This is a genomic window from Variovorax sp. 10N420 (genome assembly GCF_056394705.1).
The window spans coordinates 412023-425391 of sequence record NZ_JBFTIJ010000005.1 but is presented as its reverse complement, the minus strand read 5'-3'; the positions used below and the strand labels follow the sequence as shown (position 1 = coordinate 425391).

The 13369-nt window shown below is 63.9% G+C and carries 12 protein-coding genes; 7 read left to right on the top strand and 5 right to left on the bottom strand.

The window, feature by feature from the left end:
• Positions 1-18: 18 nt before the first annotated feature.
• The 3 genes from napA to napE are packed head-to-tail and all read right to left on the bottom strand — an operon-like array spanning position 19 to position 2977.
• The gene (gene napA, locus AC1DEK_RS15880) at positions 19-2508 is read right to left on the bottom strand and encodes a periplasmic nitrate reductase subunit alpha (protein ID WP_478126207.1); all 2490 of its coding nucleotides are present in this window, start codon (positions 2506-2508) and stop codon (positions 19-21) included.
• Positions 2498-2776, bottom strand: coding sequence for a chaperone NapD (locus AC1DEK_RS15875; protein WP_478126206.1), 279 nt, complete (start codon positions 2774-2776; stop codon positions 2498-2500). Before AC1DEK_RS15875 ends, napA begins: the two co-directional genes overlap by 11 nt.
• A 48-nt stretch (positions 2777-2824) precedes the next feature.
• On the bottom strand, positions 2825-2977 hold the full coding sequence (napE, locus tag AC1DEK_RS15870) for a periplasmic nitrate reductase, NapE protein (RefSeq protein ID WP_478126205.1): 153 nt from the start codon (positions 2975-2977) through the stop codon (positions 2825-2827).
• Between the two features lie 252 nt (positions 2978-3229).
• Between napE and AC1DEK_RS15865 the strand changes: the two genes are divergently transcribed.
• Complete coding sequence (locus AC1DEK_RS15865) at positions 3230-3625, top strand: CBS domain-containing protein (RefSeq protein ID WP_478126204.1); 396 nt, start codon at positions 3230-3232, stop codon at positions 3623-3625.
• Positions 3626-3887: 262 nt separating this feature from the next.
• Here the strand turns inward: AC1DEK_RS15865 and AC1DEK_RS15860 are convergent, their stop codons facing one another.
• On the bottom strand, positions 3888-5174 hold the full coding sequence (locus tag AC1DEK_RS15860; protein ID WP_478126203.1) for an alpha-hydroxy acid oxidase: 1287 nt from the start codon (positions 5172-5174) through the stop codon (positions 3888-3890).
• Between the two features lie 195 nt (positions 5175-5369).
• Here AC1DEK_RS15860 and ctaD point away from each other — a divergent pair, with 195 nt between their 5' ends.
• The 6 genes from ctaD (at position 5370) to coxB (ending at position 11540) form a co-directional block, all read left to right on the top strand.
• A complete protein-coding gene (gene ctaD, locus AC1DEK_RS15855) occupies positions 5370-7325 on the top strand; it encodes a cytochrome c oxidase subunit I (protein ID WP_478126202.1) in 1956 nt (651 codons plus the stop codon).
• Between the two features lie 67 nt (positions 7326-7392).
• Positions 7393-7917 (top strand): cytochrome c oxidase subunit 3, encoded by a 525-nt coding sequence (locus tag AC1DEK_RS15850; RefSeq protein ID WP_478126201.1) that lies wholly within the window; start codon positions 7393-7395, stop codon positions 7915-7917.
• A gap of 7 nt (positions 7918-7924) precedes the next feature.
• A complete protein-coding gene (locus AC1DEK_RS15845; protein ID WP_478126200.1) occupies positions 7925-8371 on the top strand; it encodes a hypothetical protein in 447 nt (148 codons plus the stop codon).
• Positions 8368-9225 (top strand): cytochrome c oxidase assembly protein, encoded by an 858-nt coding sequence (locus tag AC1DEK_RS15840; RefSeq protein WP_478126199.1) that lies wholly within the window; start codon positions 8368-8370, stop codon positions 9223-9225. The genes AC1DEK_RS15845 and AC1DEK_RS15840 overlap by 4 nt, the downstream gene beginning before the upstream one ends.
• Positions 9222-10532, top strand: a complete 1311-nt coding sequence (locus tag AC1DEK_RS15835; protein WP_478126198.1) for a c-type cytochrome — start codon at positions 9222-9224, stop codon at positions 10530-10532. The genes AC1DEK_RS15840 and AC1DEK_RS15835 overlap by 4 nt, the downstream gene beginning before the upstream one ends.
• A gap of 30 nt (positions 10533-10562) precedes the next feature.
• Positions 10563-11540, top strand: coding sequence for a cytochrome c oxidase subunit II (gene coxB / locus AC1DEK_RS15830; RefSeq protein ID WP_478126197.1), 978 nt, complete (start codon positions 10563-10565; stop codon positions 11538-11540).
• Here coxB and AC1DEK_RS15825 read toward each other — a convergent pair.
• Positions 11534-13321, bottom strand: coding sequence for a glycoside hydrolase family 15 protein (locus AC1DEK_RS15825; RefSeq protein WP_478126196.1), 1788 nt, complete (start codon positions 13319-13321; stop codon positions 11534-11536). The genes coxB and AC1DEK_RS15825 overlap by 7 nt on opposite strands.
• Positions 13322-13369: the final 48 nt, after the last annotated feature.

The following is a 13369-nucleotide window of genomic DNA, read 5'->3' as shown; positions in this document are numbered from 1 at the left end:
CCGGTGTCTCTGGACGGCTCAGACCCTGACGATCTTCACCGCGCACTTCTTGAAGTCCGTCTGGAAGGAAATGGGATCGGTCGCATCCAGCGTGACCTTGTTGATCAACTGGCTCGCATCGAACCACGGCACGAACACCAGCCCGCGCGGCGGCTTGTTGCGGCCCCGCGTCTCCACCCGCGTGCGCATGCTCCCGCGCCGCGAACTGATCTCCACCTCGATGCCGCGCCGCACGCCCAGGGCCCGCGCGTCTTCCGGATGCATGTAGCACACGGCGTTGGGCACCGCCTTGTGCAGTTCGGGCACACGTCGCGTCATTGAGCCCGAGTGCCAGTGCTCCAGCACACGGCCGGTCGACAGCCAGAACGGAAAGTCCTTGTCGGGCGACTCCGGCGGCGGCTCGTAGGGGAGCGCGAAGATCAGCGCCTTGCCGTCCGGGTGGCCATAGAACTGGAATCCGGTGCCGGCCTTGACGTAGGGGTCCGAGCCTTCGCGGTAGCGCCACAAGGTTTCCTTGCCGTTCACCACGGGCCATCGCAGGCCGCGGACCTGGTGATAGGTCTCGAAGGGCGCGAGGTCGTGGCCATGGCCGCGTCCGAAGGCGGCGTACTCCTCGAACAGGCCCTTCTGCGCGTAAAAGCCGAAAGCCTTTGCCTCGTCGTTGTCGTAGCCAGCCTCGATCATAGAGTTCGGGAACTTGTCGACCTGCCCGTTGCGGAAGAGCACGTCGAACAAGGTCTTGCCCCGAAGCTCGGGCTTCTTGGCGATCAGTTCCTCGGGCCACACTTCCTCGACCGTGAAGCGCTTGGAGAACTCCATCAACTGCCAGAGGTCGGACCGCGCTTCGCCGGGCGCGCTGACCAGCTGGTGCCAGAACTGCGTGCGACGTTCGGCATTGCCGTAGGCGCCCTCTTTCTCGACCCACATCGCTGCCGGCAGGATCAGGTCGGCACTCAGCGCGGTCACGGTCGGGTAGACATCCGACACCACGATGAAGTTGTCGGGGTTCCGGTAGCCCGGGTAGCCTTCCTCCTTCAGATTGGCCGCCGCCTGCATGTTGTTGTTGACCATCACCCAGTAGGCGTTGAGCTTGCCGTCCTTCAGCATGCGGTTCTGCAGCACCGCGTGGAAGCCGGGCTTGTCAGGGATGGTGCCTTCGGGCAGCTTCCAGATGTGCTCCGCCTCGGCCCGGTGCTTCGGATTGGTCACCACCATGTCGGCCGGCAGCCGGTGAGAGAAGGTGCCGACCTCGCGCGCGGTGCCGCAGGCCGATGGCTGGCCGGTCAGCGAGAAGGGACTGTTGCCCGGTGTCGCGATCTTGCCGGTGAGCAGATGGATGTTGTAGACCATGTTGTTGCACCACACACCGCGCGTATGCTGGTTGAACCCCATGGTCCAGAAAGACATCACCTTGACCTTCGGGTCAGCGTACATCTCGGCCAGCGCCTGCAGGCGGTTGCGCGGCACGCCGCTGAGCCTGGCGGTGTAGTCGAGGTCGTAGGTGGAGACGAACTTCGCGAACTCGTCGAAAGTCATCGGCTTGGAGCCGCCTGCGTCGCCGGCGTTCTTGGCCGCCTTCTGCAGCGGATGCTCCGGCCGCAGCCCGTAGCCAATGTCAGCGTTGCCGAGCCGGAACGAGGTGTGCTTGTCTACGAAGTCGCGGTTCACGCGGTTCGTCGTGATGATATGGTTGGCGATGTAGTTGAGGATCGCCAGGTCGGTTTGCGGCGTGAAGGTCAGCTCGATGTCCGCCAGCTCGTAGGAGCGGTGCTCGAAGGTCGACAGCACCGCCACCTGGACGTTGCGCCCGCTCAGCCGCCGGTCAGTCACGCGGGTCCACAGGATGGGATGCATCTCGGCCATGTTCGAACCCCACAGCACGAAGGCATCGGCCGCCTCGATGTCGTCGTAGACGCCCATGGGCTCGTCGGCCCCGAAGGTCCGCATGAAGCCCACTGCCGCCGACGCCATGCAGTGCCGCGCGTTGGGGTCGAGGTTGTTCGAGCGAAAGCCGGCCTTCATGAGCTTGAGCCCGGCATAGCCCTCCCAGATGGTCCATTGGCCCGAGCCGAACATACCCACTGCCGTCGGGCCCTTCTCCTTGAGCACACGCTTGAACTGCGCGGCCATCACGTCGAAGGCCTGGTCCCACGAGACGCGCGTGAATTCGCCGTCCTTCGCGTAGTGGCCGTTCTTCATGCGCAGCAAGGGCGTCAGCAGGCGATCGTCGCCGTACATGATCTTGGAAAGGAAGTAGCCCTTGACGCAGTTGAGGCCGCGATTGACCTCGGCTTCAGGGTCGCCGTGGGTGGCGACCACGCGGTTGTCCTTGACCGCCACCGTCACGCCGCAACCGGTGCCGCAGAAGCGGCACGGCGCCTTGGACCACTTGAGGCCGGCAGCGTCGGGAGCGACCGCCTGCGCGATACCTGTCAGGGGAATGCCAGCCACCGCGCCCGCGGTCGCCGCCGCGGTCTGGCGGATGAAGTCCCTCCTGTCAATGGGCATCGGGGATCTCCTCGTTCATCGCTTCTACTGTGTCCGCGTACTGGTACACCAGCGCGGCGGAAAGGACGCCTTCGGTGCGCTGGATCGCGTTCACTCGGGAAAGCATCGCGTCGGCGCTGTCGGCATCGAGCGTGACGACCAGCTTGCCGTTGGGCGAACTGCCGTACACCCGTGCGCCGGGCATCAGCGCGATCGCGTCCTCGACACGTCGCAAGCGTTTCGGCGTGGCATGCACGACCAGACTGCTGATGTGTACTTCCTCGGACACGTTGGCTTCCTTTTGACAGGTGACTGGTGTGCTGCGCGAGATGCTGCGTCAACCTCGGCTGCCGGGCGGCCCCGCAAGGAGAAGCTGGTACATCCAGACAAGAAAGCCGTAGCCCGCGACGATGATGCCCGCCAGCACTGGCGCCATGACCACGGAGAGGAACAGGAAGCTGCGCAGCTCCTGTGCTTTTGTAAAAGGCACATTCGGGTGTTCCACAGGTCTCCTCCATCTTGGGCTGCCGCAAGAACGCCGGGCCGGGAATTGAGAAAGTCGAATTCATTCTTCACCGAAGGGCTGGCAGTGTCAATTTGCCCTAAGGTGCTACAAGTTCCTGATCGGCGCTGGCCCCGGAAACGTCGTAGCCGCGGTTCGACGCAATCTGCTGTACTTTCTGGGGGGCGAGAGGGTTTCGTCGCACAGTTCCTCACGCAGGCGGATGACCTCCCCCGTCGAATGTCGATCGTCGAGCTCCTTCTTCTCGCGCTCCTTGTCTATTTCGGCCAGGGACAGGCACACCGGGCTTTCCCCGTGCTGAGCGGCGGCGCGCTAAGGGGCATTGTTGATTGCGGGATGCTGGCGCGTGCTCTTCGCACGCCCGGCGCGACGGTGGGCAGCGCCTGCGAAGGCTCAGTGCTGCACTTCGCGCTGCCCGGCGAGAATTGCCGCACGGTCGCCACGCGGATGGCCCGCTATCGGCTCGAGCGGCTTCCGGTCGTCTCCGATGCGGCCTCGATGTCGCTTGTCGGCATCGTGTCGCGCAGCGATCTGATCAAACCGTCGATCGTGCATTTCGACGAAGAAGAAAATCGCGAACGGCTGCGCAGCATGCCCTGGCGATCGCAGCCGTAGTTCGGCCCCCGTGGTCACTTCGCGAGGGCGTCCACCTGGGCGGCTTGCCCCCTGCCACTTTCGTCGTGGTGGTCGGCGGCAGGCCGCGCCCGCTTTGCTTGGAGAGAGCTCGCAATGGTTGCCTCGGGTGTATCCGCAAATACACGCGACATCCGGAAGGCACGCGAGGAATCTTCCCTGGCGCGTCCCACGTGTCCTTTGTAACTCCTTCCTCGTCAGCCCAGCCGCTCTGACCCTCTCTGAGCAACGCGGACGCCCCATGTCATCGCCTTACGGTCAGGTCAGACCGTGACATCTTCCACGGGAGCTCCTTCGTTCGCACGAGCGCTTGAGGGTCGAGCTGATCGATGCTCGGCGCGCCAAGCTGGCCCAATGCATTCATCGTTTCGTCCCGAAGGATGTCGAGGGCGCGAGCCACCCCGTCCGCGCCACCCGCGCAGAGCCCATAAAGAGGCGCACGCCCTGCAAGCACGGCATCCGCTCCCAGTGCGAGCGCCTTGACGATGTCGGTGCCGCGCCGGATGCCTCCGGACATGAAGAGCAAGACGCGATTGCCGGCGATGCCGCGCGCAACGGGCAGCACGTCGAGAGCGGAAACGGCCCAGTCGAGTTGCCTGCCGCCGTGAGTGCCGAGCATGATGCCGTCGACGCCGCTGTCGCACGCACGCCGAACGTCATCCGGATGCAAGACTCCCTTGATGAAGAACAGCTTGCGCCAGCGCGAACGGATCTTCTCTACTGTCTCCCACGATAGCGAGCGGGACATCTGGTCGCGGATCCAGAACGCGCTCTGGAAGAAGCCGCGCTGATCCTTCGGGACGAAGTCGATCACGTTTGCGAACACGGGCATGCCGTGCGTGAGCAGCGTCGATGCGAGCCAGTGCGGATGCAAGGCGGCATCGAAGATCGCAGCGGCCGATGGACGCGAGCGGGTCGCGCGCGTGCGCTCATCCCACTCGCGGTTGCCATAGATCTGCGCATTGGTGGTGAGCACGAGCGCTTCACACCCGCAGGCGTCCGCACGCCGGAGCAACTCCTGCCAGACTTCGTCGCCGCCGAACACGTACAGCTGCCACCAGTGCCGCAAACCCGCAACCTTGGCGACCTCGTCCATGCTGTCGTTCGACATGGTGCTCTGGATGAAGGGAACGCCCACGCGTGCGGCACCTTGCGCGAGTGCGACGTCAGCGCCATGCATGAAAAGGCCGTTCAGACCTGTTGGCGCAATCAGCAGCGGCAGCGCAGCCGGCCTCCCCGCAACGTCGCGCTCCGCACTGCAATGCGCCACATCGACAAGGGTGGGCGGGACAAAACGCCATTCGGAGAATGCTTCCAGCTCGCGGCGAAGCGTGGCCTCTTCCTCGGCGCCGCTTTCGAGGTACTCCAAAACGAAACGCGGCATGCGCCTGTGCGTGCGCGCGCGCAAGTCCTCGATGGTCTTCGCCCTCTTCAGGTCCGCACCGCTGTAGTAGCTGCGGCGTGGCGTGCCGCATAGCTGGGCGGGATCTGACGAAAGTTCAGACGTCGTGAAAGCGGGTGAATATGCCATGGCATTGGTTCCGGCGATGCTTAGGTTGCGGAATCCATTAGGTCATAACATGATGTATTGATTCCCCACCAACGCACTATTCGTCGATGCCCGCTTTGGAACTCGGTGAAGTCCTACATCGAATTCACAGCTTCTGGGTCGAATCTCACCGTCCTCGTTTGCCTGTCGTGATCGCGGACTGATGGAGCAATCGGCATGCACGCATCTCCGGGTTCATTGGTTCGAACGCCGATCATCGGCAAGGTGGAGCCGCAGTCCGCCCAGGCAGAAGCGCTTCGCGCGATTTGGGAGACCAGCCCCGGCTGGATTGGCTGGCTCGGTTCGGTCGACCACAAGGAGATCGGCAAACGCTACCTCGTGACGGCATTCCTCTTCCTGCTCGCTGGCGGCGTCGAGGCGCTCGTCATGCGCCTGCAACTCGCCCGGCCGAACGAGACCTTGCTGACACCTGAACAGTACAACCAACTGTTCACGATGCATGGCATCACGATGATCTTTCTGTATTCGCTGCCCGTGCTCTCGGGTTTCAGCAACTTCCTCTGGCCGCTGCTCCTCGGCTCCCGGGACATGGCGTTTCCTCGGCTGAACGCGGTGTCGTATTGGATCTTTCTTCTTGCTGGCGTGTTTCTGTACGCGTCGTTCCCTCTGGGCGAAGCGCCCAATGCGGGCTGGTTCAACTACGTGCCATACGCATCCCGCACGTACAACCCGGGACCCAACATCGATGTCTACGCACTGGGCATGATCTTCCTCGGACTCTCGACGACGGTGGGCTCGGTCAATTTCGTGGTGTCGCTGTTTCGCACCCGGGCCCCGGGGATGTCGATCAATCGCGTGCCCATCCTGGTATGGGGCACGCTCACCGCTTCGGTCGGCAATCTGCTCGCGGTACCTGCCGTATCGCTGGCCTTCCTGATGCTCTGGCTCGACCGCCAGTTCAATACGCACTTCTTCGACTTCACCGACGGCGGCAAGCCGCTGCTCTGGCAGCACCTCTTCTGGATGTTCGGGCACCCGTGGGTCTACGCGCTTGTTCTGCCAGCCATGGGCATCGTCTCGGACGGGCTGCCGACCTTCTGCCGTCGTCCATTGGTGGGTTACACCGCGGTCGCCCTGTCGACCATCTCCACCATGATCCTGGGCTTTGGCGTGTGGGTGCACCACATGTTCGCCACCGGCTTGCCGCCATTGTCATTGTCGTTTTTTGGCTCGGCCAGCATGGTGATCGCCATCCCGAGCGCGGTGGCGGTCTTCGCGTGGATAGCGACGATCTGGTACGGCCGCCCGGTCTTCAAGACGCCGTTCCTGTTCTTCGCGGGGTTCGTGTTCCTGTTCGTCGTGGGCGGCGTCTCCGGCTTCATGACAGCGGCCGTGCCGCTCGACTGGCAGCTGACCGACACCTATTTCGTGGTTGCCCACCTTCACTACGTGCTGCTTGGAATCAACGTCTTTCCGGTCGTCGGAGGCATCTATTACTGGTTCCCAAAGTTCACTGGCCGCCTGCTGAGCGAGCGGCTCGGCCGGTGGGTGTTCTGGACCATGTTCATCGGGTTCAACCTGGGCTTCTTTCCAATGCACATCTCTGGTTTGCTCGGGATGCCACGCCGCGTCTACACCTACGGCCCGGAGATGGGATGGAACACGGTGAACATGGTGACCTCACTGGGCTCTTTCGTCTTCGCGGCCGGTGTCGCTCTATTCGTGGTCGATGTCGTGACCAGCTATTTCAAGGGGCCGAAGGCGGGGCCGAATCCCTGGGATGGTGCCAGTCTCGAGTGGGCAGTTCCGTCTCCGCCGCCCCCCTACAACTTTGCGGTAATCCCCATCATCGCCAGCCGGCACCCGCTTTGGGAGGGGCGAATGGAAGAGACCGCGGGACGCTCTTCGATCGAAGAAGGTGCACTGCTGAACCATGGCCGGGAGACTCTCGGATCCACCATGCTCGACGCGGTGCCTGACGTGATCCTGCACATGCCAGGAGATTCGCTGACCCCGCTGTTCACCGCGCTGACCTTGGGGCTGGCATTCCTCGGGCTGCTAATGCATTCGGCATTCACTGCCGCGCTCGGAACGCTCGTGTTGGGGTTGACCCTGGCCGTATGGCTTTGGCCGGCGAAGCGGGACGCACACGCACGAGGTGCTCATGGATAGCGCGATGCTCCTTCAACGCCCGCTGCCCATCCGGGGTTCGCGATGGGAGTCGACTGCATGGTGGGGCATGGCGTTCCTGATCCTCACCGAAGGGTCGTTGTTTGCTTATCTTTTCTTCAGCTATTTTTATCTGGCGTCGCAAAGCACCGGCACGTGGCTGCCAAACGGGCCGCCGGATTTGACGAACGCATCGATTGGCACGGTTTTGCTGCTGTCGAGCAGCGGGCTCGCGTGGTGGGGCGAGCGCCGAATTGCGATGGGCAACACGCGCGGGCTCTCGATCGGACTGGGCGCGACCATCGTGGTCGGCATTATCTTCATCGCCATCCAAGGCCGTGAGTGGGCGACCCGGCCGTTTGGTCTTTCCAGCAGCCCCTACAGCTCGCTCTATTTCGTCATCACCGGATTCCATGGCGCGCACGTGATCGTCGGCCTGCTCATGCTCTCTGCGCTGCTGTTCTGGAACTTGACCGGACGCTTCGCGCAGGGATGGCACCTGGAAGTTTCGGTGGGCATCGTGTACTGGCATTTCGTCGATCTCGTCTGGCTGGCGGTCTACGCCACGCTCTACCTCAGCCCTCGCCTTAGCTGAGCACGTCATGGCCGAGCGCGCGACCCACGACCCGGAACTTGAGATGCCGCGACCCAGCCGGTCTCGACCGGGGGCGGTACGGCTGTTCGCCGGCATGGTCATTGCGCCGACCGCATGGTCGCTGCAGGTACTCATCGGCTACGGGTTCGCGGCATATGCCTGCTACCCGACCGACAGGGCTCTTGCTGCGCCCCTTTGGGAGAACTTGCGCACGATCGTCGGCCTGGTTTCTGCCGTGCTGTGGCTCCTCCTTTTCGTGGGCTGTGGCATCGCATGGGGAAACTGGAAAGCCACGCGCTCGCAAAGCAACGTCCATCCGCGCACGACCATCCAGGCGGGCACCGGACGAGCGCGCTTCATGGCCTTGTGCGGGGTCATGGTCAGCGGCCTGTTCGCTATCGTCCTGCTGTTCACGAGCATTGGTATCTTCTGGGTACCGAGCTGCGGGCCATGACAGTCGCCGCCGACGTTGCCATTGGGGGGGCCCGCATGCTGCCACGGGGGTGGGAGCCGGAGCCTGTCGTATGTCTGTTGCTGACCGCCATTGCCGCCATCTACGTCGCCGGACTGATCCGCCAGTCGCGCGAGCGTCGGCTGCCCAGGCATGCGCACATGCGCGCGCTCAGCTTCTCGACGGGCATCGTCGTCCTTGTGCTGGCACTGCTCTCGCCGCTCGACGCATGGGGCGATGAACTTTTCAGTGCGCACATGGCGCAGCATTTGATGCTCATGATGGTCGCGCCGCCGCTCCTCGTGCTGGGACGGCCCGCGGTGGTCGCGCTGTGGGCCTTGCCTCGTGGGCGGCGACACGCGCTCGGCGCCTGGTGGTTGCGCAGCCGGGCATTGCGTCCATTGACTGAAATGATCCGCGCACCCCTGACCGCGTGGCTGCTTGTCAGTGCCTCACTCTGGTTCTGGCACCTGCCGAAGCCCTATGCATTGGCGTTCTCGCACCCGACGGCGCACGCGCTGGAGCATCTGTCGTTCTTCCTGACGTCCATTCTGTTCTGGCGCGTGGTGATCGGCGGCCCGCAGGCGGGACGACTGTCGGCCGGCGCGATCATGGTCTTTCTCATCACATTCGCGATGGAGAACGCAATGCTGGCGGCAATCCTCATCTTCGCGCCAGGTGTGTTGTACGTCGTGCATGCGGTTGCCCCGGCCTGGAGCCCTTGGACCCCTGTCCAGGATCAACAGGTCGCCGGCATTCTCATGTGGTCGGTCACCGCCGCGGTGGACTTGCTGGCGCTTTGCCTGCTGTTCGTCGCGTGGCTTGCGAGCAGCGATCGCAGGATGCAACGCGCATGACAGCCGCGACTTGCCTTCTCCTGGCGCGGATCGCCCTGTTGGTCGTTTGGACACAGGCGGGCGCTGCAGCGCTTGCGCAAGGCATGCCGGCGACAGGCTCGGTCGACGCCGATCTGGTCTCTCGCGGTGCCTACCTCGCGCGCCTGGGGGATTGTGCGGCATGCCATTCGGTGCCGGGCGAACCCGCTTTCAGCGGCGGTCTGCCGTTGCATTCGCCGCTCGGCACGATTTATTCGACCAACATCACACCCGATCCCGAAACCGGCATCGGGTCCTATTCCCTGCAAGACTTCGACCGGGCCGTGCGATCGGGCGAATCACCTCGCCACCATCTGTATCCGGCGATGCCATATGTGTCGTTCGCGAAGATGTCGAGCGAAGACGTCGCGGCGCTCTACGGCTATTTCATGCACGGCGTAGCGCCTGTGCACCGAACGCCGCCAAAGACCGCCCTCACCTTCCCCTTCAATCAACGCTGGGGACTGGCCGTATGGAATTGGTTCTTTCTCGAAAAGGGCGCCTACGGCGACGACGGCGCGCGAAGCGCCCAATGGAACCGCGGCGCGTACCTCGTCCAAGGCCTGGGTCACTGCGGCTCATGCCACACCCCGCGCGGGCTCGCGTATCAGGAGCGCGGCTATTCGCAGACATCGAGCCACTACCTGACCGGCGGCATCACGGATCACTGGCTGGCGCCGAATCTCACGGGTGACCCGATCAGCGGCCTTGGCGGCTGGAGTGAAAGTCAGATCGTGCAGTTTCTGAAAACCGGCCACGGGGGCCGGTCCATGGCATTCGGACCCATGAAGCAAGTGGTCAGCGACAGCACGCAACACTTCGATGACGCCGATCTCGCGAGCGTCGCGAACTATTTGAAGTCGCTGCCGCCGCAGCGCCCGGCCACGTCATTCCTGCCGCCTTCCCGCGCGAACCGTACCGTCGAGTGGCTCGACAGCGGCGACGTTCGAGTACCGGGCGCCGGGCTCTTCAACAATTTTTGCGCCAAGTGTCATCAAGCGAGTGGAGCGGGCAACCCTGCCAAGGCGCCGGCGCTCGCGGGCAGCGGTGTAGTGCGCGCCGAGGACCCATCCTCGGTCATTCACATCATCCTGAGCGGCGCCAAGCCGCACCAGGCTGCCGACATGCCGCCGGTCGAGCCCATGCCAGGGTTCGCCGACCGATTCGATGACCGCGAGATCGCGGAGGTCGCGAGCTTTGTGAGGCGCTCCTGGGGCAACGACGCCCCGCCCGTCACCTCGCGGAAGGTGGGGCAGGAACGTGCCCAGATCGCCGCCGAGAAGCCGTGAGTTGCAGACCGACGACGAAGGGGTTCCCAAATGAATGACGCCGTCGCTCCGCTGGCCTACTTTCACACGGCCGGGCCCGCCGCCGATCCGATCACGCGACTCGGCTGGGGCCTCGCCCTCGTCTCGATAGCGGTCGTGGTCATCATTTCGGTGCTGCTGACGCTGGCGATCTTTCGCAAGCGGCTGCGCAGCGAAGAGAATTCGGAGCAGGACGGCGGGCAAGCCAGGATGCCGCTGCACGAAAAAGCGGGGCTGACCTGGATCGCGGTAGGGACAGGCATTTCCGTCCTGGCCCTGTTCGGTTGCGCAGTCTGGACACTCTTCACCTTGAGCGCCGTCGCCGCACCCACCACCACGCCGCGGGTGGTCATCGAGATCCATGGCTACCAGTTCTGGTGGCGTGTGCGGTATCTCGATGCGAATGGGCAGGTGCTGCTTACGACCGCCAACGAGATTCACATTCCGGTCGGAGAGCCCGTGCGGGTGCGTCTTTCAAGCAGCGACGTCATTCATTCGTTCTGGGTGCCCGCCCTCGGTGGAAAGATGGACGCCATACCTGGTCAGACGAACGTGACGTGGATGCAGGGCGATCAGGTGGGTCGATACCGCGGCCAATGCGGCGAATACTGCGGGCTGCAGCATGCGCACATGGCACTCTTCGTCAACGTCGATTCTGCTGCCGATTTCGATCGTTGGCTCGACTCGCAACGCCGCCCGGCAAGTGCACCCGAGCAGCAGAGCATCGCGGGCGCCCGCATATTCATGGACAACTGCGCAGGTTGCCATGCGGTTCGAGGCACCGCAGCACGCGGCGCACTGGGTCCCGACCTCACTCACCTCATGACGCGAGAGACCATCGCAGCTGGCGCATTGCCCAATGGGGCCCCATCGCTGCGACGCTGGATTGCCCAAACGCAGAGCGTGAAGCCTGGAAGCGAAATGCCGGTCGTGGGGCTCAACTCGTCCGAGTTGGACGCGACCGTCGCGTACCTGGCGACGCTTCATTGATCATGGGGTCTGCTTGCAGAGGTCTGATCCAGGTCGACGCGACGCAGCGCAAGAACGCAATGGATCAATGCGAGATGACTGAGTGTTTGGGGATAGTTGCCGGCCAAGCGTTTGCTAGCCACGTCGTATTCCTCTGACAGGAGGCCAAGCGGACTGCGCAATGCCAGCACGCGCTCGATGGTCCTTCGGGCATCCTCGTGGCGACCCTGCCGGATCTGGCATTCGGCCAGCCAGAACGAGCACGCCAGGAAAGCTCCCTGCGGAATTTGGAACTCAGACAGGTTTCGCAGCACCAGCCCGTCGACTGTGAGTCGCTGCTCGATCAATGCGATGGTGGCGGCCATGCGCGGCTCATCGGCCGGGAGAAAACCGACGATCGGCAAGAGCAACAGCGACGCGTCGACCGATTGACCGCCGAAGAAACTGGTGAAGGATTGCAGGCCTTGGTCGAAGGCTTCCGCACAGATCACCGCATGGATGTGGTCGCGCAAGGCGTGCAGGCGCTCGCGCTCATGAGTTGAACATTCGTCACCGCCCTTGCCACTCAGGAACCGCTGCAGGACCACCCAGGCCATGACCTTGGAATAGGTGTAGTGGCGTGCCTCACCACGACTTTCCCATAGACCCTGATCGGGTTCGACCCAGATACGCTCCACATGCCGGACGATCGCGAGTTCAAGGTGGCGTCCCTGTTCGTTGCGTTCGAGGCCAGCGTCTTCGGCGTCGTGCAGCGTCCGCAGCAATTCACCCCAGACGTCCAGCTGCAGCTGACTGGCCGCCGCATTGCCGATGCGCACCGGCCGCGCGTACCGGTAGCCGGGAAGCCATTCCAGTTCGGACTCATCGAGCCGACGCGAGCCATCCACGCGATAGACGATCTGCATCTTGTCAGGCGCCCCAGCCACTGCCCGCAGGATCCAGTCGCGCCACGCGGCAGCTTCGTCGAGAAAGCCGCAGCCAACCAATGCGTTGAGCGCGAAGCTCGCGTCTCGCAGCCAGCAGAATCGGTAGTCCCAATTCAGTGTCCCGCCCGGCCGTTCCGGCAGTGAGGTGGTGGGCGCCGCGATGAGGCCCCCGGTCGGGCGGTGGATCAGGGCCTTGAGGGTCAGCAGCGACCGGCGTACGGCATCGGCGTATTCGACGGGTCGGTCGAAGCGCGCAATCCAGTCGCGCCAGAACGCCTGTGTCGCAATGAGCGCCGCCTCTGGGTCGACAGGACCCGGCTCCGGCTCATGCGATGCGCCATAGCGCAGCACGAAGACGTGCCGACTGCCCGTGTCGACAACGAAATGGGAAACGACAGCGTAGTCCTCCACGGTGAATTCGGTCGGGCCATGCAGGACCAGCTTGTCGGGTCCGACGCGCATGACCGCGTGGCCGTTCGTCGTCTCCGTCCAGGGCGGCATGTTGCCGTAATCGAATCGAAAAGCGGCGTCCAGCCGAGCACGGACACTGCCCGAGACGCCGGTGACGATCCGCACCAAGGCCGGAGCCCCGTCCCGCATCGGCATGAAGTCGGTCAGGCGAATGGTGCCCGTGGCCGAGGTGAGATCGGTCTCCAGGATCATGGTGTCGCGCTGATAGCGATGCACGCCTTGTTCGATCGGATCTTCGGGTGCGATGGACCACCGCCCGTGCTGGCTCGTTCCCAGCAACGCCGCGCAACAGGCGGGCGAGTCGAACCGGGGCAGGCACATCCAGTCGATCGAGCCCAGGCGCGAGACCAACGCCACGGTCTCGCCATCGCCGATCATCGCGAGGTCTTCGAGCGGCAGGGTCATGGCCCGACACTCTGGCTTGCCGTCCGAAGCGCGAACCGATGGCGGGCG